Here is a 17,775-nt window from a genome sequence, read left to right on the forward strand (position 1 = left end):
GGGTGCGGGATCCCCGGCGGGTGCGGGGTCCCGGCGGGTGCGGGGTCCCGGTGGGTGCGGACCGTTCCGGTGGCCCGGGGTCCCCGTGGCGGCGGGTGGTTCCGGTGGCGCGGGGTGTCTGACGGGTGCGGGTGGCTCCGGTGCTACGAGGGCGTTCGGTGCGGGGCGTGGGCCGGGACGGGGCACGGTGAGGACCGGAGGGTGCCTCCGGTGGCGGCCCTAGCCGCGGCCGAAGGTGTCGAGGGCGGTGACGAGCCAGCGTCCGTCGCGATGCACGACGTCCACGGCGAGCATGGCCGCCGCGTACACGCCCTCGTCCCGCGCCGCGTCCTGCCCCTCGCCCGCCTTGGCGCCGGCGGTGGCGACGCTGCTCTGGTCGGCGTAGACGAGGACCCGGGCCCGGTCGCCGTCGATCCGCTCGACCGCGGTCTCGGTGACCGTCGTGGTGATCACGGCCTTCTGCGCGTCGGCCCGCTTGCGGACGTCGGCGAGCAGGGCCCGGTGCTGGGTGACGGCCTTCCCGGTCAGGAGGTCCTTCGCGGCCTTGTCGAACGCGCCGGGGTCGGCGTGGTCGTAGGAGAACAGCAGGTCGACGGCCTCGGCCACCTGCCCCTTGATCTCGCTGGTGCGGGCGAGGTCGGTCAGTGCGGTGTTGCTCCGCGCGGGCTCGGCGCGCAGCGACTCCGCCTCGGCGTGGGCCCAGCCCGCGAAGGCGCCGAGGAGCAGCGTGAGCGCGCAGAGCGCCACCAGACCGAAGGGGCGGCGCGGCCGGGACCGGGCGGTCGCGCTCCCCCCGTCCGCGGCCGGTTCGGGCCCGCGCGGGGAGGGCGGCGCCTTCACGGCGGTGCGGACGGCCCCGCCGCGCTTGCCGGTGCGGTCCTCCGCGGCCTCGGGGCGAGGGGCGGCCGTCGCGGTCGCGGCGGGGCCGGCGACGCGGGCCTGACGGCGCCGCTGGCGGTTGATGTGGTGACGGGTCGTCGACATGGTGGTGTCCTCCTCGCTGCGGCCGGCTGGTGCGGTACGTAACCGGTCAGCCGGCCGGTGTGCCGCCCACGGGTGCCTGGCCGAGGGCGCTCAGCTTCCACCGGCCATCGGTGCGGGTGAGTTCGCCGAGCATGCGGCTGTCCTTGTCGGTCCGGGTCCCGTCGGACGCCTCGACGGTGACGCGCAGGGCGACCAGCACCCGGGCACGGCCGGCGCGGTCGTCGAGTTCGGTGACGGCGCCGGACAGCACCCGGGCGGTGCTGACCGTCCTGGCCTCCTTCACCTGGTCGGCGAAGTCCGTCCGGCCGGAGCTGAGTTGCTCGTGCAGTTCCCCGGTCGTCGACGCCTCCCAGAGGTCGAGTCCCTGGTTCACGTCACGGTGGTCGAGCGTGTTGAGGTTCTGCACGGCCTGCTCCCCCGCGGCGAGCGCCGCGTCCCGCTGCACGGCGTAGGCGGCCCGGTCGTCGTGGGCCGCCCGGTACCAGTCCTGGCCCGCCCACGCGGCGAAACCGCCGGCGGCGAGGGCGAGAGCGAGCGCGGCGGCGTGCAGCGTCCGGAAGCGGCTCGCGGCGAAGCGGCGGACCGGTCGTTCCATGGGGTGCTCCAGTCTCCCGCGCATGGTCAGCGGGCCTTGATGTCGACGATCCGCCACCGGTCGTCCTCGAGCCGTGCCGTGACCGTGAGCTGGGCCGCCGCGGTGGTGGCCGCGTCCCCGCCCCGGCGCGAGGCCTGGTCGAGGAAGACCAGCAGGCGGGCCCGGTCGCCGTCGAGTTCCACCACGCCGGTGCGGACGGCGCGGGTGCTCAGGGTGACGCGTTGCGCGGTGAGGTCCTCGCGGACGCGGTCGAAGAGGGTCGCGTACTGGCGGGCGGCCCGCCCGTCGAGGGCGGTGCGCGCGGAACGCTCGGCGGCGGCGGTCCCGTCGGGCGTGTAGGAGAAGACCCGGGCGAGGGCGTTGCCGACGTCCCCGGCGACCCGGGTGGTGGCCTCGGTGTCGGTGAGCGCCCGGTTGCGGGCGGACTCGGCCGACCGCAACTGGTGGGCCGCGTAGAAAAAGCTGCAGCCGCCGAGGAGCAGGGTCGCCGCGGCCCCCGCCGCGACGGCCCGCCGCAGCCGCGTGCCCCGCGAACGGCCGTCGCGGGCGGCGGAGTTCTCCGGGCGGTCGTCGCGGGCGGCGGAGTTCTCCGGGCGGTCGTCGCGGCCGTCACCGGGCTCGCCCTCGGCGGAGGCGTCCCCCGGCACATCGTCGTCGGCCGTGAGTCCCTCGCCGGCGGGGTCCTGTCCCGTGCCGGGCTCACGCGCGCCGGCCCCGCGGGGCAGCCACGTCCGTGTCATCGGTCGCTTCCCTCCCTCTCACCTTCGACCGGGACGGCGCTCAGCGCCTTCACCTTCCACACGTCCTCGCCCGTGCGGGCCAGAACGGCCTCCAGGCGCTTGCGGTCGACGGCCGGCTTCTTCGTCCCGGCCGGCGTGGTCTCGACGCGGACGGTGGCGATGAGCTTGGCCGTGCCGGAACGGGTGTCGAGCGCGGTGACGGCGGCCTCGGTGACCGTGCCGCGCGCCGACGCCCCCGCGCGGACCCCGGTGCCGCCGAGTTCCTCGCGCAGCGGGCCGGTGGACACCTCACGCCAGTCCCGGACGCTCCGCTGCGCACGCTGCCGTGTGGAGGCGTCGATCGTGGTGAGCACGGCGAGGGCCCGGCGCCCGTCGGCGAGCGCCTCGTCCCGTTCCCTGCCGTACGCGAGACCGTCGTCGGTGCGTGCCTGGGCGTACGTCCACGCGCCGGTGCCGCAGAAGCCGGCCGCCAGTGCGAGTGCCACTGCGGCGAGGATCCGGGCGCGCCTCATCGGGTCCCTCCGGTGGCCGGAAGGAGGACGCCCGTCAGGTCGCGCGGTGCCTCGCCGCTCTGTCCGGGCAGGGCGAGCGCGCCGGGAGGCGCCGCGTTGCCGCCGCGGGCGGCGTCGTCGCTGCGGGCCGCGCCGCTGCCGGAGGGCAGGGAGCCGGGGCGGGCCGGTGCGGGCACCGCGCCGCCCTTCGGGGCGTTGGCCGCGCCGCGCACGTTCTTGCCCGTCGACGGTGGTGAGGTGCAGGCCGCGCCGGTGTTCAGGGGCGGGGCGGTGCCGAGGTCGAGGCCGTTGCGGTAGCGCGTGGCGCCGTATCCGGCCGTGCAGGGCAGGGGGTCGAAGAAGGTGACGGCCATGCCGAGGTTCAGCTTCCCTCCGTCGACGGCGGTGGAGCCGGCGGAGACGACCGCCGGGTACGTCACGAGCAGTTCCTCGATGCCCCGCTGCCGGGTGACGGCGACCTCGGCGGTGGTGAGGAGGTTGGCGAGCACGACGCCGAGGCTCGGGTCGAGGTCCCGCAGCACGCCGCTGACCTGGGTGGCGGCCTCGGGGGTGACCGCGAGGAGGCGGCGCAGGTCGGCGTCGGACCCCTTGAGGGCCCGCGCCAGTTCCTCCGCCCCGGTGGCGAAGCCGCGGATCGCCTCGCCCTCCTGGGCCTGGGTGCGCAGGACGGTCTCGCCGTCGTGGATGAGCAGGGTGGTCGACGGCAGGGCCCGGTCGGCGGCCCGGACGAAGTCGCTGCCGCTGTCGAGCAGCACCTGAAGGTCGTCGCCGTGCCCCTCGAAGGCCTTGCCGAACTCGTCGACGACCGTGCGCAGATCGTCCTGCGGGACCGACCGCACCAGGTCGTCCACACTGGCGAGGACGTCGGTGACGGGGGCGGGCACGTGGGTGTCGGCCTGCTCGATGCGGGTGCCGTCCGTGAGGTAGGGGGAGCCGTCGCTCTCCGGCCGCAGGTCGACGTACTGCTCGCCGACGGCGGAGAGCCCGGCGACCACGGCCTTGGTGTCGGCGGGGATGCGGGGGGCGGACTTCTTGATCCGCAGCTCGGCGACGACGCCGTCGTCGGTCAGCCCGATCGGGCCGACACGGCCCACCGAGACGCCTCGGTAGGTGACGTCCGCGTGGGTGAACAGGCCGCCGGTGCGGGGCAGTCGTACGTCGACCGTGTAGTGGTCGGCGACGCCGACGTGCCGGCCGAGGTCGGCGTAGCGGATGCCGAGGTAGGAGAGGGCGAGGACCGCGACGAGGAGGAAGGCGAGGTTCTTCAGCCGTACGGCGAGGGTGATCACCTGCTGTCACCCGCCTCCGGGCTCGACGGTGCGCTGCCCGCGCCGGCCGTGGGCGGGGACACGGAGGGCAGGGGCAGCGAGGAGGCGCCCCGCGACCGCGTCGACGAGGAGGGGGCGGAGGCCTCGGGGGGAGCGGAGGGCGTCGGGGAGGGCCGTGGGTCGTCGATCGGCGGGATCACCTGGGTCCCGGGCACGGCGACCATGCTCAGGTACGCGTTGAGGTAGTCGCCCTTCACCCCGTTCAGCACCTCGTCGGTGAAGGGGTAGGTCACCAGCACCTGGAGGGAGTCGGGCAGGTCCGCGCCGGCGTCGGCGAGCTCCTTCAGCGTCGGCGCGATGGCCTTGAGGTCGGCGATCATGTCGTCCTTGCTCGCGTCGATGGTGGACACGGCGACGCCGGAGAGCGTGTCGAGGGAGCGCAGCATGGTCAGCAGGGAGCCGCGCTGCCTCTCCAGCGTCTTGAGTCCCGGCGAGAGGTCGGTGAGGACCGTCCCGACGTCGTCCTTGCGGTGGGCGAGGGTCGAGGAGAGCCGGTTGACGGCGTCGAGGGCGTCGGTGATGTCCTCGCGGTGGTCGTCGAGGTCGGTCACCAGGGTGTTCACCCGCCGGAGCATCGAGCGGACCTCGGGTTCCCGGCCGCCGAGCGCCGCGTTGAGTTCCCGGGTGATGGTCTTCAGCTGGTTGACGCCACCGCCGTTGAGCAGCAGGGACAGCGCGCCGAACACCTCCTCCACCTCGGTGTTGCGGCTGGTGCGGGCCAGCGGGATGACGCTGCCGTCGGAGAGCCGGCCGCCCGCGCTCCGCCCGCGGGGGGCGACGAGCTGGATGTACTTCTCGCCCAGCAGGCTGGACTGCTGGAGACGCGCGGTCGCGTCGGCGGGCAGCGTGACGTCGCCGTTGATCTCCATGGTGACGCGGGCCGACCAGTCGTCACCGAGTTCGATGCCGGTGACCCGGCCGACCGCGACGTCGTTGACCCGCACCGCGGAGTGCGGAACGAGACTGAGGACGTCACCGAGTTCCGCGGTGACGGTGTAGGGCCGGTCACCGAGGTCGGCGCCGCCGGGCAGCGGCAGGTCCTCGATGCCACCGAAGCCGCCGCGGGGCAGGGCGGCGACCCCGCCGACGGCGAGGGTGAAACCGAGGCCGAGGGCGATCAGCCCGCCCACGGTGAGGCCGGCCGCCCGGCCGGTGGTGAAGACACCGCGTCCGAGGGCCGAGGCGGCCCGTTCGCCGGTCCGTGTGCCGCGCCTCATCTCTGCCCCTCCCCCTGGGCCGCGGGCCCGCCGCTCGTGGCGGAGGCGCCGGTGACGGGCAGTGGGAGCAGGGGGCCTCCCATGCTGATCTCGTTGAGGTTCGCGCGGCCGTCGAGGGTGCGGGTGTCGGGGTTGTAGGCGTTCACGACGTTGCCGGCGGCCAGCGGCGCCACGTCCAGCGCCTCGGCCAGCGAGGCCCGTTGCTCGACGAGGGTGCGGGTGATGGGGACGAGCCGGTCGACGTTCTCCTTCAGCTCGCCCCGGTGGTCCTCGATGAAGGTCTTCACCTGGCCGAGGGCCTTGCCGAGTTCCTCGAGGGCGCCGGTGAGGTCGTCCTTGTTGTCGGCGAAGAAGCCGACGACCACGTCGAGGCGTTCCTGCGCGGTGCGCACGTCGGTGTCCTTGTCCTTCAGCATGGTGGTGAACGTCTGGAGGCTGCGGAGCGTCGAGAACAGGTCGCCGCTGCTGCCGTCCAGGGTCTTGGCCGCCTTGCCGAACTCCTCGACGCCGTCACCGATGGCCTCGCCGTTGCCGTCCAGGTTGGCGGCGCCGGTCCGCAGCAGCCCGGACAGGGCGCCCTCGGCGTTGGCGCCGTCCGGGCCGAGCGCGTCGGCGAGTTCGGTGATCGAGTCGTAGATCTGGTCGATCTCGACGGGGATCCGGTTGCGCGAGGCGGGCAGGACCGCTCCGTCGGCGAGGACGGGGCCGCCCGTGTGGGCGGGGGTGAGCTGCACGTAGCGGTCGGCGACGACGCTGGGGGCGACGACGACGGCCCGCGCGTTCTCGGGGACCTTGACCCCTTCGTCGAGGCGCAGGTCCACGCGGACGGTGGTGCCCTGCGGCCGCACCGACTCCACCTCACCGACCCGCACCCCGAGGATGCGCAGGTCGGATCCGGCGTAGACGCCGATGACGCGGTCGAAGTAGGCGGTGACGCGGACGCCGTCGGGGGCGAGGGCCGAGGCGGCGGTCAGTCCGCCGGCGGCCAGCACCACCAGGGCGAGCAGTCCGCCGAGGATCTTTCTGCGTCGGGTCATCGCTCACCGCTCCCCGCGGCCGCCGCCTGCTGCTTGGGAGGCAGGCATCCGCTCTCGGGCTGGGACGTCTCCGGCAGGTAGTCGCGGGGCACGACGCCGCACAGGTAGCTGTCGAACCAGCGGCCGTTGCCCAGGGTGTTGCCGACCATGCGGTAGTACGGGCCGACCAGGGCGAGCGTCTTGCCGAGCTGGTCGTTGTTCTTCTCCAGGACGCCGGTCACCCGGCCGAGGGCCTTGAGGGTGGGGCCGAGCTGTTTCTCGTTGTCCTCCACCAGGCCGCCGAGTTCGGTGCCGAGGTCGCGGCTGCCCTTGAGCAGGGCGCTGATCGCGGTCCGCCGCTTCCTGAGTTCGCCGAGCAGGGAGCCGCCGTCCTCGATGAGGGTCTCGAAGCTGGACTTCTTGTTCTCCAGCGTCTTGCTGAAGCGGGCACTGCCCTTGAGGAGGCGGGAGAGTTCCGCGTCGCGCTTGGAGACGGAGCGGGACAGGTCGGACAGGCCGGTGGCGGCCTTGCTCACGTGGGGCGGTGAGTCCTTGAAGGTGTCGGAGATGGTCTCGAAGCTCTCCGCGAGCCGGCGGGTGTCGATGGCGTCGACGGTGCCGCTGAGGTCCTGGAAGGCCTGGGTGACGTCGTAGGGGGAGGTCGTGCGGGTCGACGGGATGCGGCTGCCGGGGTCCTGCGGCCGGGATCCGAGCGGGTCGACCGCCAGGTACTTGTCACCGAGGACGGTCTTGACGGCGATGGCGGCGGTGGTGCGGTCGCCGATCCAGGCGTCTTCGACCGTGAAGGAGACCTTCACCTTGGCGCCGTCCAGCGCGACGCCGGTGACCTTGCCGACCTTGACGCCGGCGATGCGCACCTCGTCGCCCTCGTCGAGGCCCGCCGCCTCGGTGAAGTCGGCGCTGTAGCCGGTGCCGCCGGTGAACGGGAGCCGGTCCGCGCCGTAGGCGAGGCCGCCGAGCAGGGTGAGGGCGAGCAGGCCGGCGATGCCGACGGCGACGGGGTTGCGGTCCTTGACCGGCTTCAGACGCGGGCGCCTCATCCGCGGCACCTCGATTCGGTGATCGCGATGCCGGTCGGCGGTTCGGAGCCGTCCGAGGTGGTCACTCCGCTCACGCGTGCCTCGCAGAGGTAGAGGTTGAACCACGATCCGTAGGAGGACAGTCGGGCCAGGGCGGTCATCTTGGCGGGGGTCCGGTCGAGGAACTCCTCGATCTGCGGGGTGTGTTCGCCGAGGTTGCCCGAGAGGCGGCCCAGTTCGCGGATGTCCCGCTTTAGGGGGGCGCGTCCGTCGTCGAGGAGGTCGGCGGTCACGGTGGTCAGGTCGCCCATGGCCACGACGGCCCGGCCGAGGGGCTCGCGGTCCTCGTCGAAGCCGGAGACGAGGTCCCGCAGGGTGACGACGAGGTCGTCGAAGCTGTCCTCGCGGTCGTTGAGGGTGTCCAGCACGGTGGTGAGGTTCTCCACGACCGCGCCGATCACCTTGTCCTTGGCGGCGACGGTGGTGCTGAGCGAGCCGATGCGGCGGATCAGGCTGTCGACGGTGGCGCCCTCGCCCTGGAGGACCTGCACGATCGATCCGGCGAGCTCGTTGACGTCTTTCGGCGAGAGCCCTTCGAACAGCGGCTTGAAGCCGTTGAAGAGGAGAGTCAGGTCGAGTGCCGGCGTCGTGCGGTCCAGCGGCACGGTGGCGCCCTCCTCCAGGGTGCCGCCGAGGTCGCCGCTGCCACGTCCGAGGGACACGTAGCGCTGGCCCACCATGTTGAGGTACTTCACCGCGGCGGTGGTGGAGCGCGGCAGCCGGCGGTCCTCGCGGACGGTGAACGTGACCTGGGCGAGGCGCTGTCGCACGACGCGTACGTCGGTCACCTCGCCGACCGTCACGCCCGAGACGCGCACGCTGTCCCCGTCCCGCAGGCCGGTGACGTCGGTGAAGAGGGCCTTGTAGGTACGGCCGCCGCCGCCCGTCCCGGAGCCGGCGACGCCGAGGCCGAGCAGGGTGGTGGCGAGGGCGGTGACCACCACGAAGGCGAGGGACTTGAGCAGCGGTCCGGTCAGCGGCCGGCGCCGGGTGTGCGCGGTGTCGTCCCTGGTCATCCGAGGGTCACCTCCGTACCGCGGTAGACGGGACCGACGAGGAGGCTGCTCCAGTCGGGAAGGTCGCCGGGGGCCGCGCCGGTGGCGGGGGCGAGCAGTTCGTTGACGAGGTCGTTCTCCGCCGGGGAGTTGGCGGGTCCGAGGTCCTCGTCGGCCGCGGCGGAGGCGGACCGCGCGGTGGGCCGGGGCAGCGGGCCGACGTAGGGCACGGAGGGGCAGCGCGGCCCGCCGGCGGAGTCGTACACCGGGGTGTCGCGGCCGGGGCGGTAGGCGCCGCGCGCGGCGACGGAGGTGACGTCGACGTGGATGCCGGGCCGGTCGGTGCCCTTGCCGAGTGCCCGGTCCATGTCCGGGACGAACTCGGCGAGGGTGCGCAGGGTGCACGGGAAGGAGGAGGAGTACTCGGCGAGCAGTTCCAGGGTCGGCCGGCCGGCGGCGGTGAGGCGGATGAGGTTGCCCCGGTTCTTCCGCAGGAAGGCGGTCATGTCCTCGGCCGTCCGGGTCGTGGTGCCGAGGGTGGAGGCGAGTTGGGCCTCCTGCTCGGCGAGGGTGCCGCTGGTGGTGGTGAAGTCGGTGAGCGCCGTGACGATGTCGGGTGCGGCGTCCGCGTAGATGTGGCTGACCTTCACGAGTTCCCTGAGGTCGCGGTTGAGGGCGGGCAGGTGCGGGTTGAACTCGGCCAGGTGCTCGTCCAGCAGGCTCAGCGTCTCGCCGAGCCGGCCCCCGCGGCCTTCCAGGGCCTGCGAGACGGCCGACAGGGTCGCGGAGAGCTTCTGCGGCTGGACGGCGGTGAGCATGGGCAGGACGTTGTCGAGCACCTGCTGGAGTTCGACGGCGTTCGCGGAGCGGTCCTGGGGGATGACGGCGCCGGCGGCCAACGGTTCGGCCGACGGGTTCTCGGGCGGTACGAGGGCCACGAACCGTTCGCCGAACAGGGTGGTGGGCAGCATCTGGGCGCGGACGTCGGCAGGGACGGAGTCCAGCGTGCCGGGCTTCATGGCGAGGGTGAGGCGGGCGCCGTCGCCGGTCGCGTCGATGGCGCGGACCTCGCCGACGACGACGCCGCGCAGCTTCACCTCGGCGCCGGGGTGCATCTGGTTGCCGACACTGCCGGTCTCGACCACCACCGGGTCGGACGCGGTGAACTTCTTGTCGTAGACGGCGACGGCCAGCCAGATCAGCAGGGCCGGCACCAGCACGAACACCACTCCGGCGAGCCGGTGGCGCAGGGTCTGTCCTCGGGATCCCCGGGGTCCGTTCATGTCACCCCGCCACCTTCACGGTCGTGGTCGCGCCCCACAGGGCGAGCGACAGGAAGAAGTCGGTGACGCTGATCAGGACGATGGCGTTGCGCACGGACCGTCCGACGGCGACGCCGACACCGGCGGGGCCGCCCGAGGCGCGGAATCCGTAGTAGCAGTGGGCGAGGATCACCATCACGCTGAAGATCAGCACCTTCAGTACGGAGAGCAGCACGTCCGTCGGGGAGAGGAAGAGGTTGAAGTAGTGGTCGTAGGTCCCCCGGGACTGTCCGTTGAACAGGACGGTCACGTAGCGGGAGGCGAGGAAGGAGGAGAGCAGCCCGATCGCGTAGAGCGGGACGATGGCGACGACGCCGGCGATGATGCGGGTGGTGACCAGGTACGGCACGGAGCGGATGCCCATGCCCTCCAGGGCGTCGACCTCCTCGTTGATGCGCATGGCGCCGAGCTGGGCGGTGAAGCCCGCGCCGACGGTCGCGGAGAGGGCGAGGCCGGCGACCAGGGGGGCGATCTCGCGGGTGTTGAAGTAGGCGGAGACGAATCCGGTGAACGCGGCCGTGCCGATCTGGTCGAGGGCCGCGTAGCCCTGGAGTCCGACGACGGTCCCGGTGAAGAGCGTCATCGCGATCATCACGCCGATGGTGCCGCCGATGACGCCGAGGCCGCCTGAGCCGAAGGCCACCTCGGCCAGCAGGCGCTGCACCTCCTTGAGGTAGCGGCGCAGCGTCCGCGGGATCCACAGCAGGGCCCGCACGTAGAACAGCAGGTGGTCGCCCGAGCGGTCGAGCAGGGCGAGCGGGGAGGCCATCGGGACCTCAGCCTCCCTTCGGCGGGACGATCTGGAGGTAGACGGCCGTCATCACCATGTTGACGAAGAAGAGCAGGAGGAACGTGATGACGACGGACTGGTTGACGGCGTCGCCGACGCCCTTGGGCCCGCCGCGCGGGTTGAGGCCCCGGTAGGCGGCGACGATGCCGGCGATGAACCCGAAGATCAGCGCCTTGAGTTCGCTGACGTACAGGTCGGGCAGCTGGGCGAGGGCGGAGAAGCTGGACAGGTAGGCGCCGGGGGTGCCGCCCTGCATGACGACGTTGAAGAAGTAGCCGCCGAGGATGCCGACGACGGAGACCAGACCGTTGAGCAGGACGGCGACGCCCATGGCGGCCAGGACCCGGGGCACGACCAGCCGCTGCACCGGGGAGACGCCCATGACCTCCATCGCGTCGAGTTCCTCGCGGATGGTGCGGGAGCCGAGGTCGGCGCAGATGGCCGAGCCGCCGGCGCCGGCGATGAGGAGGGCGACGATGAGGGGGCTCGCCTGCTGGACGACGGCGAGGACGCTGGCGCCTCCGGTGAAGGACTGGGCGCCCAGCTGCTGGGTGAGGGAGCCGACCTGGAGGGCGATGACGGCGCCGAAGGGGATCGAGACGAGGGCGGCGGGCAGGATCGTCACGCTCGCGACGAACCAGAACTGTTCGGTGAACTCGCGGAACTGGAAGGGTCTTCGGAAGACGGCGCGGCTGACCTCGGCGGCGAGCGCGAAGAGCCGGCCGGTCTCGCGCAGCGCGCCGGTGATCATGCGCCGCTCCCGGCGACGGGCGCCGTGACGGTGGCCGCCGCCGCGTCCCGCGCGTAGGTCTCCCGGATGGCGGAGCGCGCGGCCGGCGGCAAGGTGTCGATCATGCCCATGACGCGCTCACGCCGTCGTGCGACGGCGCGGCGCGGCGGAAGACCGGGGGACGGCTCCAGCTGCGGCACGATCAGCCGGGGCGCGGCGGGCGTCGCGGAGTTCGCCTCGGCGGCGAGGGTGGCCGCGTCCTTCTCCTCGGACATCCCGATGGGACCCTCACGCCGGCCGCCGAGGAACTGGGAGACGACCGGCTCGTCGCTGGTGAGCAGCACCTCGCGCGGGCCGAAAGTGACGAGCTCGCGCCGGAAGAGCATGCCCATGTTGTCGGGCACGGTGGCGGCGATGTCGAGGTTGTGCGTGACGATCAGCATGGTCGCGTCGATCTGCGCGTTCAGGTCGATCAGCAGCTGCGAGAGGTAGGCGGTGCGGACCGGGTCCAGCCCGGAGTCCGGTTCGTCGCACAGGATGATCTGCGGGTCGAGCACGAGCGCGCGGGCCAGGCCGGCCCGCTTGCGCATGCCTCCGCTGATCTCGCCTGGAAGCTTGCCCTCCGCGCCCAGCAGTCCGACGACCTCGATCCGCTCCATGACGATGCGGCGGATCTCGGACTCCTTCTTGCGGGTGTGCTCACGCAGCGGGAAGGCGATGTTGTCGAAAAGGGACAGGGACCCGAAAAGGGCTCCGTCCTGGAACATGAGACCGAACAATTTCCGGGTCTCGTAAATATCCCTCTCGGGGCTGTTCACCATGTCCACCCCGTCGATGAGGACACGGCCCTTCTCGGGTTTGAGCAACCCGATGAGCGACTTCAGGAAAACGGTCTTCCCGGTGCCGGACGGACCCAGCATCACACTGACTTCTCCGGCCGGGAGAGTGAGTGACACGTCCCGCCAGATGTTCTGCTTACCGAAGGACTTGGTCAGCCCTTCGACCACTACTTCGATTCCCATATCACCTCCAGCGGACGTCCGTGACACACAGGGCGGGCGCACGTCGCCCTCCACGACTTGTCACCACGCAGACAACACATCGGCCCGGCACCCGAGCCGAGGATCAGGGGCGGGGTCTCGCGCCGCCGGGGGGCGGAGCGACGCGAGTCCCCGCCGACGAACGCACCGGCCGGCGGGAGGGTGGGCCGGTGGAACGTCCGTCGGGACTCCGTCCGCCAGGGGTCCGCGACCCGGAGCCGAGCACCGCACCGGCACGTTACGGCCGAGTAACCTCAGCGGGCAACACCGCATTACGAGTTTTCCGGGATACCGGCCCACCCCCCACGGAACCTGTCAGCGGGAGAACAAGAAACCCCCGAGAACTTGTCCGCCGGTGAGCAACACGATCCGCCGCCCGCACCCGCTGGGCAGCGCGACCCCGGAACCGGCCGCACACCCATTCCTTGACAGCACGTGATGAACGCGACCCAGGGATTCCTCACCCAGGGAACAGCTTGTTCCCTTTTCCGAAAGAATCATGGGACGCCGCATTGTTCGGCTAAGTTTACCGCCAGTAACGTCGTGTTCATGGACAGGCAACAGCGTCCAGCCGCGGTGCGTACGTCCGCTTTTCCGGGCGCATACGGACACGGCCCGTCTCAGCCGGTCGACCCTCAAGGAGATTCCCGGACCATGAAGAATTACCTGAAGAGATCAGCCGTCGCGGCGTGTGCGGCCGCGGCCGCGCTGACCCTCACCGCCGGTACCGCCTCCGCGGCGCCCTCCACGGTGTGGACCGTCAGCCCGTCGCCCGCCGCCTTCACCGCCGTGAACGTCGGCAACATCGTGCTGACCGCCACCATCCCGATGACCTGCACGGCCTCGAACGCGAGCGGGACGATGGCGAGCACCACCGGCAACCCGGCGACCGTCGCCGCCATCAACACCATGAACTTCGGAAGCTCCGGCGCTCCCTGCACCAGCGTCCTGGGCAACGTCACCACCGTCGCCGTCACCCCGTGGAACGTCGTCGCGACGGACTACAACTCCGCGACCGGCGTCACCACGGGCTACATCGGCAACGTCAAGGCCAACGTGAGCGCCGGCGTCTGCAAGTTCACGGTGTCGGGCAAGGCCTCGGCCACCTACACCAACAGCACCGGCGTCCTGGCGGTCAACAGCGTCGCCGGTGAACTGACGGTCAGCAACCCCGTCAACTGCGGGGCGATCGTCACGCCCACCACCAAGCCCACCTTCAAGGGCAACTACGCCGTCAAGGTGGCCGGTACCACCACCATCCCGACCATCGTCGGTTCCAACCCGTAAGCCGCCACCCGCTCGCCCTCGCCCGGCCGGCACCTCCGGCCGGGCGTTCGCGGGCTGCGTCCCGGATCCCACCGACACCGTCCCTCCCGCCGAGCGGAGTTGTATGAGAGTCCAACGAGCCGCCACCGCGCGGCCACGCCGAGCCCGCGCCAAGCTCACGTCGATGGCCGCGTTCGTCGTGCTCGCCGCCCTGATCCCGACCACGGCGTCGGCCGCGGACACCCAGGAGGTCGACGCCGAACTCCCCTACGTCTGCGCCTTCCCCTCGGGGACGGCGCCCGTGACGGTGCGGATCTCGGCGGAGTTCCCGCAGCGGACCCGGGCGGGCGAGGCGTTCTCCCCCACCGGCGTCACCACCGCTGTGGAGCTCCCGGCGGAAGTGGTGGCGGACCTCGCCGCGCGCGACGCGTCCGAGGTACGCGCCGGTACCGCGCTCGCGGTGGACGTCGCCCAGGGCTCGGCCACGGCCACGGCGACGTGGCGGGGCAGCTCCGACCCCGTCGCCCTGCCGGAGTCCGGGCCGCTGACGCTGACCACGCGGGGCGACGTCCCCACGGTGACGGGCCGGAGCGACGACGACCTGACCTTCACCGCGGGCGGCATGGCGATCGACCTGACGCCCGGTCCGGGGGACGACGGCGGCGGCACGGGGACCGGCCCGCTGACCGTCGACTGCGCGCTCGCCGAGGACGCGCCGGACATGGGGCTGCTGGCCACCGTGCCGGCTGGACCGGACGCGCCGGGGGCGAGCGCTTCGCCGTCCGCACCGGCACCCGGCGGGACGTCCCCGGCACCGGGAGGCGGACCGCGGGACCGGCAGGGCGAGCGGTCCTCCACGGTGCCGGAGAACGCACCGGGCACCGCCGTCGACCGTGACGACGTGCCGCCGTGCCGCTACGACGAGCAGAATCCGCCCACGCCTCTGTCGCTCAGCGCCTACGTCACCGGCTACGCCAACGTGAAGAAGCAGAAGGCCGCTTCGTACCTCCCGCCGTCCTGCGTACTGATCGACGGCGGAGAGTTCCAGATTCCGGTCGACGAACCCTTCGACCCGGAGTACCTGGTCATGACCCTGGAGACGACCGGCGAGTTCAGTTACCAGGGGCGCAAGGAGACGCCGCCCTACGACAGCACCTTCCTCTCCTTCGACTTCACCCCGGTGAAGACCACCATGGTGCTGAAGCAGACGGGCCCCATGACGATCGACGCGCGCATGAAGATGCGCTTCTCCGACTCGTTCATCACCACGGAGACCTACGTACGGGCCCCCCTGGTCGCCCACGTCACCGCCCTCGAGGTCAACGGCACCCCGCTGGACGTCGGTCCCGCCTGCCGGACCGAGACGTCCCTCACCTCCGTCGACCCGGACCCCGCGAAGCATCCCGGCGACCACGTGGTGCTGTACGGCAAGGCCGAACAGGTCATCGGCGAGGACGTCACCGGCTACACGGTCCTCACCGGCGGCCCGCTGTCCGGCGAGGTGACCATCCCGGCCTTCACCGGCTGCGGCACCGACGGCGAGGACCTCGACCGCCTGCTCACCGCCTCCGTCTCCGGCCCCGGCAACTACATCAAGCAGGTCCAGGGCCAGACGTGCACCCCCCTCGTCCCTGTGTTCGAAACCCCCGAAACCCGGGGCCAGTGCACGGAGGACCTCCAGCCCTACCAGATCCCGGTCGCCGAGCGCTGAGCCGCCCGGCCCGCCCCCTCCCCGCGAGAAAGGCCACCACCATGCACGCGTTCACCCCCCGCACCAGACTCGCCACCGTCTCCGCGCTCACCGCGCTCGGCGCCTTCGCCTCCCTCTCCACGGCGACCGCGGCCGATCCCGCGCTGAACGGCGAGTGGGCGCCCTTCACCCGCTGTCCCGTGGACGCGCCGGCGATGCTGGCCGCCGACGGCTTCGAGAAGACCCCGCAGTGCGTGGTGTCCACCTCCTCCGGCGGCTCCATCAAGCTGGGCGACACCACCGTCGTCACCGGGAAGACGAACCTGCAGATCGGCATCGTGCAGAACGCGGACGGCACCAGCAGTGTGGTGGCCCCGCCCGGCGGCGCGCTGATCGCCGAGCCCGCCACCGTGCCCGGCGGGCTGCTCGGCCTGATGTGCCCGAGCGCCATACCCGTGATCACGGGCCTGTGCGAGTCGCTGGAGAACTCCAGCCTCAACAAGATCACCGCGACCATGGAGTCGGTCGGCGCGCCCTACGACTTCAACCAGACGGCCGGCGTCCTGACCGACATGCCCATCGTCGCCCTGCCGGTCCGCATCCACCTGGAGAACCCGCTGCTCGGCAGCAAGTGCTACATCGGCACGGCCGCCAACCCGATCGTGCTGCTGCCCGAGAACCGGAACTACCCGGACTTCGGCATGACCTTCTTCCAGGGGAACGGCACCACCGACCCGGCCGGTGAGATGAGCCGTATCGACCTCACCGGCGCCACCCAGAACGACAGCACCTTCGCGGTCCCCGGCGCCACCGGCTGCGGACTGAACGTCGGTCTCATCAACGCCGCGGTCAACGCCAAGACCGGGCTGCCCTCCGCCGCCGGGAACAACAGCCTGACCCTCAACGACACGCGGACCTACCTCACCGGCCTCAACGCCCCCGGCACCGCCGCTCCGCGGGCCGGCGAGGTCCTGGCGGAAAACTGGCACTCCGCCGTCCGGTGACACCCGGCCGACCGGCCCTTTCCCACGTCTCCCGGGGGTCGACACCGGCCACTGTGAAGCGGTTGCTGCCCAAGAGGTGTACAAGACAATTAAGTTGACTTACCGTCAGCTTTTCAGACCGGTGCACGTGGCGGCCCGACCGGGCTTCGTCCCGCGGGGCGTAACCCGGTCGGGCCGTCCTGCCGGACAGGTCGGCCAGCAAGGGATCAGTCATGCCCTCAATCGCACGTCCTTCGGTGCTCGGCGAGCCGCTCGACCCGCTCCCCCGGCAGTTCGCCGCCTTCATGCGGCCGCTGCTGCCGGGACTGCTGAACGAGATACGGACCGAGGTCACCCGCGCCTTCCCGGTGTACGGCAGGCTGCTCAACGGCCCCGACGGGCACGCCATCCGCCAGGGGGTCGAGCAAGCGCTCACCGCCTTCGTGGACCGGGTGGCCGACCCCGGCACCAGCTCGGAGCTGCGGGACGACCTCCTGCGCAGGTTCGGCCGGGTCGAGGCATACGAGGGCCGTGACCTGGAGGTGCTGCAGGGCGCCTACCGGCTCGGCGCGCGCATCGCGCTGCGCCGGGCCAAGACCCTGGGACGGCAGCACAGCCTCTCCCCCTCCCTGGTCCTCGCCTTCGCCGACGCCCTGTTCGCCTACGTCGAGGAGCTGGAGGCCGTCACCCGGGAGGGGTACACGGAGGTGCGGGACAGGGCGGCCTCCGAGGTGTCCGCGTTACGAAGACAGCTGTTACACCTGCTCCTGGCCGCCTCCCCGCTCCCCCAGACGACCATTTCCGAACTGTGCGCGTCCGCGGCCTGGGAACTGCCCCGGACGTGCTTCCTCGTCGCCCTGCGTCCCCCGGTTCCCGAGCACATCCAGGCAGGACTCGACAGCGATGTCCTCGCCGACTTCGACATCCCCCAGCCGCATCTGCTGGTGCCGGGAGAACTCACCCCCGAACGTCTCGAGATGATCCGCACCGCCCTGTCCGGTACCCGCGCCGCGGTGGGCCTGACCGTACCGGTCGCCCAGGCGGCGGACTCCGTCCGCTGGGCACGCCGCGTGCTCCAGCTCGTCGACGACGGCGTCGTGGCCGACGCTCCGCTGGTCCGCTGCGAGGACCATCTGACGACCCTGTGGCTGCTGTCCGACCCCGCCCTGGTCGACCGTCTCGCCGCCCGTGAGCTGGCGCCGCTCGACGGGCTGACCGCCAAGCGGCGCGACCGCCTGGTCGAGACCCTCCGGCTGCACGTGTCCACCCGCGCCCCGGCCGAACAGGTCGGCGAGATGCTGGGGGTGCACGCCCAGACCGTGCGCTACCGGCTGCGGACGCTGGACACCTACCTGGGCGACCGGCTCGCCGACCCCGACCACCGCTTCGCCCTCGAGGTGGCCCTGCGTTCGCGCCACCTGCGCGGCCGCGACGGCGCGCGGTGACGTCGTCGCCGTCGCGGCGGGA

General features: G+C 72.2%; 17 protein-coding genes. 4 read left to right on the plus strand and 13 right to left on the minus strand.

All coding sequences use genetic code 11. From position 1 onward, the window contains the following. Positions 1-219: 219 nt before the first annotated feature. The 13 genes from B100_RS0102255 to B100_RS0102315 are packed head-to-tail and all read right to left on the minus strand — an operon-like array spanning position 220 to position 12,351. Positions 220-984: a hypothetical protein gene (locus B100_RS0102255; RefSeq protein WP_024882852.1), complete on the minus strand. Its 765-nt coding sequence runs from the start codon at positions 982-984 to the stop codon at positions 220-222. A 46-nt stretch (positions 985-1,030) separates the two neighbouring features. After that, a complete protein-coding gene (locus B100_RS0102260; RefSeq protein ID WP_024882853.1) occupies positions 1,031-1,579 on the minus strand; it encodes a nuclear transport factor 2 family protein in 549 nt (182 codons plus the stop codon). Positions 1,580-1,605: 26 nt separating this feature from the next. Further along, positions 1,606-2,319, minus strand: coding sequence for a nuclear transport factor 2 family protein (locus B100_RS0102265; RefSeq protein ID WP_024882854.1), 714 nt, complete (start codon positions 2,317-2,319; stop codon positions 1,606-1,608). Further along, complete coding sequence (locus tag B100_RS0102270; RefSeq protein WP_024882855.1) at positions 2,316-2,831, minus strand: hypothetical protein; 516 nt, start codon at positions 2,829-2,831, stop codon at positions 2,316-2,318. Before B100_RS0102270 ends, B100_RS0102265 begins: the two co-directional genes overlap by 4 nt. Further along, a complete protein-coding gene (locus tag B100_RS0102275) occupies positions 2,828-4,120 on the minus strand; it encodes an MCE family protein (RefSeq protein WP_024882856.1) in 1,293 nt (430 codons plus the stop codon). Before B100_RS0102275 ends, B100_RS0102270 begins: the two co-directional genes overlap by 4 nt. Next, positions 4,117-5,376, minus strand: coding sequence for an MCE family protein (locus B100_RS0102280; RefSeq protein ID WP_024882857.1), 1,260 nt, complete (start codon positions 5,374-5,376; stop codon positions 4,117-4,119). The genes B100_RS0102275 and B100_RS0102280 overlap by 4 nt, the downstream gene beginning before the upstream one ends. Further along, positions 5,373-6,413, minus strand: coding sequence for an MCE family protein (locus B100_RS0102285; protein WP_024882858.1), 1,041 nt, complete (start codon positions 6,411-6,413; stop codon positions 5,373-5,375). The genes B100_RS0102280 and B100_RS0102285 overlap by 4 nt, the downstream gene beginning before the upstream one ends. After that, on the minus strand, positions 6,410-7,453 hold the full coding sequence (locus B100_RS0102290; RefSeq protein ID WP_024882859.1) for an MCE family protein: 1,044 nt from the start codon (positions 7,451-7,453) through the stop codon (positions 6,410-6,412). The genes B100_RS0102285 and B100_RS0102290 overlap by 4 nt, the downstream gene beginning before the upstream one ends. Beyond that, positions 7,450-8,508 carry an MlaD family protein gene (locus tag B100_RS0102295; protein ID WP_024882860.1) on the minus strand — a complete coding sequence of 353 codons (1,059 nt, stop codon included), beginning with the start codon at positions 8,506-8,508 and terminating at the stop codon, positions 7,450-7,452. The genes B100_RS0102290 and B100_RS0102295 overlap by 4 nt, the downstream gene beginning before the upstream one ends. Continuing rightward, entirely contained in the window at positions 8,505-9,770 is a 1,266-nt protein-coding gene (locus B100_RS0102300; RefSeq protein WP_024882861.1) for an MCE family protein, read from the minus strand. The genes B100_RS0102295 and B100_RS0102300 overlap by 4 nt, the downstream gene beginning before the upstream one ends. 1 nt (position 9,771) lies before the next feature. Beyond that, entirely contained in the window at positions 9,772-10,578 is an 807-nt protein-coding gene (locus B100_RS0102305) for an MlaE family ABC transporter permease (RefSeq protein ID WP_024882862.1), read from the minus strand. Between the two features lie 7 nt (positions 10,579-10,585). Beyond that, positions 10,586-11,350: an MlaE family ABC transporter permease gene (locus B100_RS0102310; protein WP_024882863.1), complete on the minus strand. Its 765-nt coding sequence runs from the start codon at positions 11,348-11,350 to the stop codon at positions 10,586-10,588. Continuing rightward, positions 11,347-12,351: an ATP-binding cassette domain-containing protein gene (locus B100_RS0102315; RefSeq protein ID WP_024882864.1), complete on the minus strand. Its 1,005-nt coding sequence runs from the start codon at positions 12,349-12,351 to the stop codon at positions 11,347-11,349. Before B100_RS0102315 ends, B100_RS0102310 begins: the two co-directional genes overlap by 4 nt. 672 nt (positions 12,352-13,023) lie before the next feature. On the opposite strand from B100_RS0102315, the gene B100_RS0102320 reads away from it, so the two are divergent. The 4 genes from B100_RS0102320 (at position 13,024) to B100_RS0102335 (ending at position 17,753) form a co-directional block, all read left to right on the plus strand. Next, positions 13,024-13,656, plus strand: coding sequence for a hypothetical protein (locus B100_RS0102320; protein ID WP_024882865.1), 633 nt, complete (start codon positions 13,024-13,026; stop codon positions 13,654-13,656). 163 nt (positions 13,657-13,819) lie between these two features. Further along, positions 13,820-15,346 carry a DUF6801 domain-containing protein gene (locus B100_RS0102325; RefSeq protein ID WP_486585578.1) on the plus strand — a complete coding sequence of 509 codons (1,527 nt, stop codon included), beginning with the start codon at positions 13,820-13,822 and terminating at the stop codon, positions 15,344-15,346. Between the two features lie 41 nt (positions 15,347-15,387). After that, positions 15,388-16,329, plus strand: a complete 942-nt coding sequence (locus tag B100_RS0102330) for a hypothetical protein (protein ID WP_024882867.1) — start codon at positions 15,388-15,390, stop codon at positions 16,327-16,329. 212 nt (positions 16,330-16,541) lie between these two features. Continuing rightward, positions 16,542-17,753 carry a helix-turn-helix domain-containing protein gene (locus B100_RS0102335; RefSeq protein WP_024882868.1) on the plus strand — a complete coding sequence of 404 codons (1,212 nt, stop codon included), beginning with the start codon at positions 16,542-16,544 and terminating at the stop codon, positions 17,751-17,753. Positions 17,754-17,775: the final 22 nt, after the last annotated feature.

The sequence above is a fragment of the Streptomyces sp. CNH189 genome (assembly GCF_000527195.1).

What these genes read in the sequence shown, in the direction of transcription:
- B100_RS0102255 (WP_024882852.1), bottom strand. Translation starts at nt 984, where the DNA reads ATGTCGACGACCCGTCACCACATCAACCGCCAGCGGCGCCGTCAGGCC.
- B100_RS0102260 (WP_024882853.1), bottom strand. Translation starts at nt 1,579, where the DNA reads ATGGAACGACCGGTCCGCCGCTTCGCCGCGAGCCGCTTCCGGACGCTG.
- B100_RS0102265 (WP_024882854.1), bottom strand. Translation starts at nt 2,319, where the DNA reads ATGACACGGACGTGGCTGCCCCGCGGGGCCGGCGCGCGTGAGCCCGGC.
- B100_RS0102270 (WP_024882855.1), bottom strand. Translation starts at nt 2,831, where the DNA reads ATGAGGCGCGCCCGGATCCTCGCCGCAGTGGCACTCGCACTGGCGGCC.
- B100_RS0102280 (WP_024882857.1), bottom strand. Translation starts at nt 5,376, where the DNA reads ATGAGGCGCGGCACACGGACCGGCGAACGGGCCGCCTCGGCCCTCGGA.
- B100_RS0102285 (WP_024882858.1), bottom strand. Translation starts at nt 6,413, where the DNA reads ATGACCCGACGCAGAAAGATCCTCGGCGGACTGCTCGCCCTGGTGGTG.
- B100_RS0102290 (WP_024882859.1), bottom strand. Translation starts at nt 7,453, where the DNA reads ATGAGGCGCCCGCGTCTGAAGCCGGTCAAGGACCGCAACCCCGTCGCC.
- B100_RS0102295 (WP_024882860.1), bottom strand. Translation starts at nt 8,508, where the DNA reads ATGACCAGGGACGACACCGCGCACACCCGGCGCCGGCCGCTGACCGGA.
- B100_RS0102300 (WP_024882861.1), bottom strand. Translation starts at nt 9,770, where the DNA reads ATGAACGGACCCCGGGGATCCCGAGGACAGACCCTGCGCCACCGGCTC.
- B100_RS0102305 (WP_024882862.1), bottom strand. Translation starts at nt 10,578, where the DNA reads ATGGCCTCCCCGCTCGCCCTGCTCGACCGCTCGGGCGACCACCTGCTG.
- B100_RS0102310 (WP_024882863.1), bottom strand. Translation starts at nt 11,350, where the DNA reads ATGATCACCGGCGCGCTGCGCGAGACCGGCCGGCTCTTCGCGCTCGCC.
- B100_RS0102315 (WP_024882864.1), bottom strand. Translation starts at nt 12,351, where the DNA reads ATGGGAATCGAAGTAGTGGTCGAAGGGCTGACCAAGTCCTTCGGTAAG.
- B100_RS0102320 (WP_024882865.1), top strand. Translation starts at nt 13,024, where the DNA reads ATGAAGAATTACCTGAAGAGATCAGCCGTCGCGGCGTGTGCGGCCGCG.
- B100_RS0102325 (WP_486585578.1), top strand. Translation starts at nt 13,820, where the DNA reads ATGGCCGCGTTCGTCGTGCTCGCCGCCCTGATCCCGACCACGGCGTCG.
- B100_RS0102330 (WP_024882867.1), top strand. Translation starts at nt 15,388, where the DNA reads ATGCACGCGTTCACCCCCCGCACCAGACTCGCCACCGTCTCCGCGCTC.
- B100_RS0102335 (WP_024882868.1), top strand. Translation starts at nt 16,542, where the DNA reads ATGCCCTCAATCGCACGTCCTTCGGTGCTCGGCGAGCCGCTCGACCCG.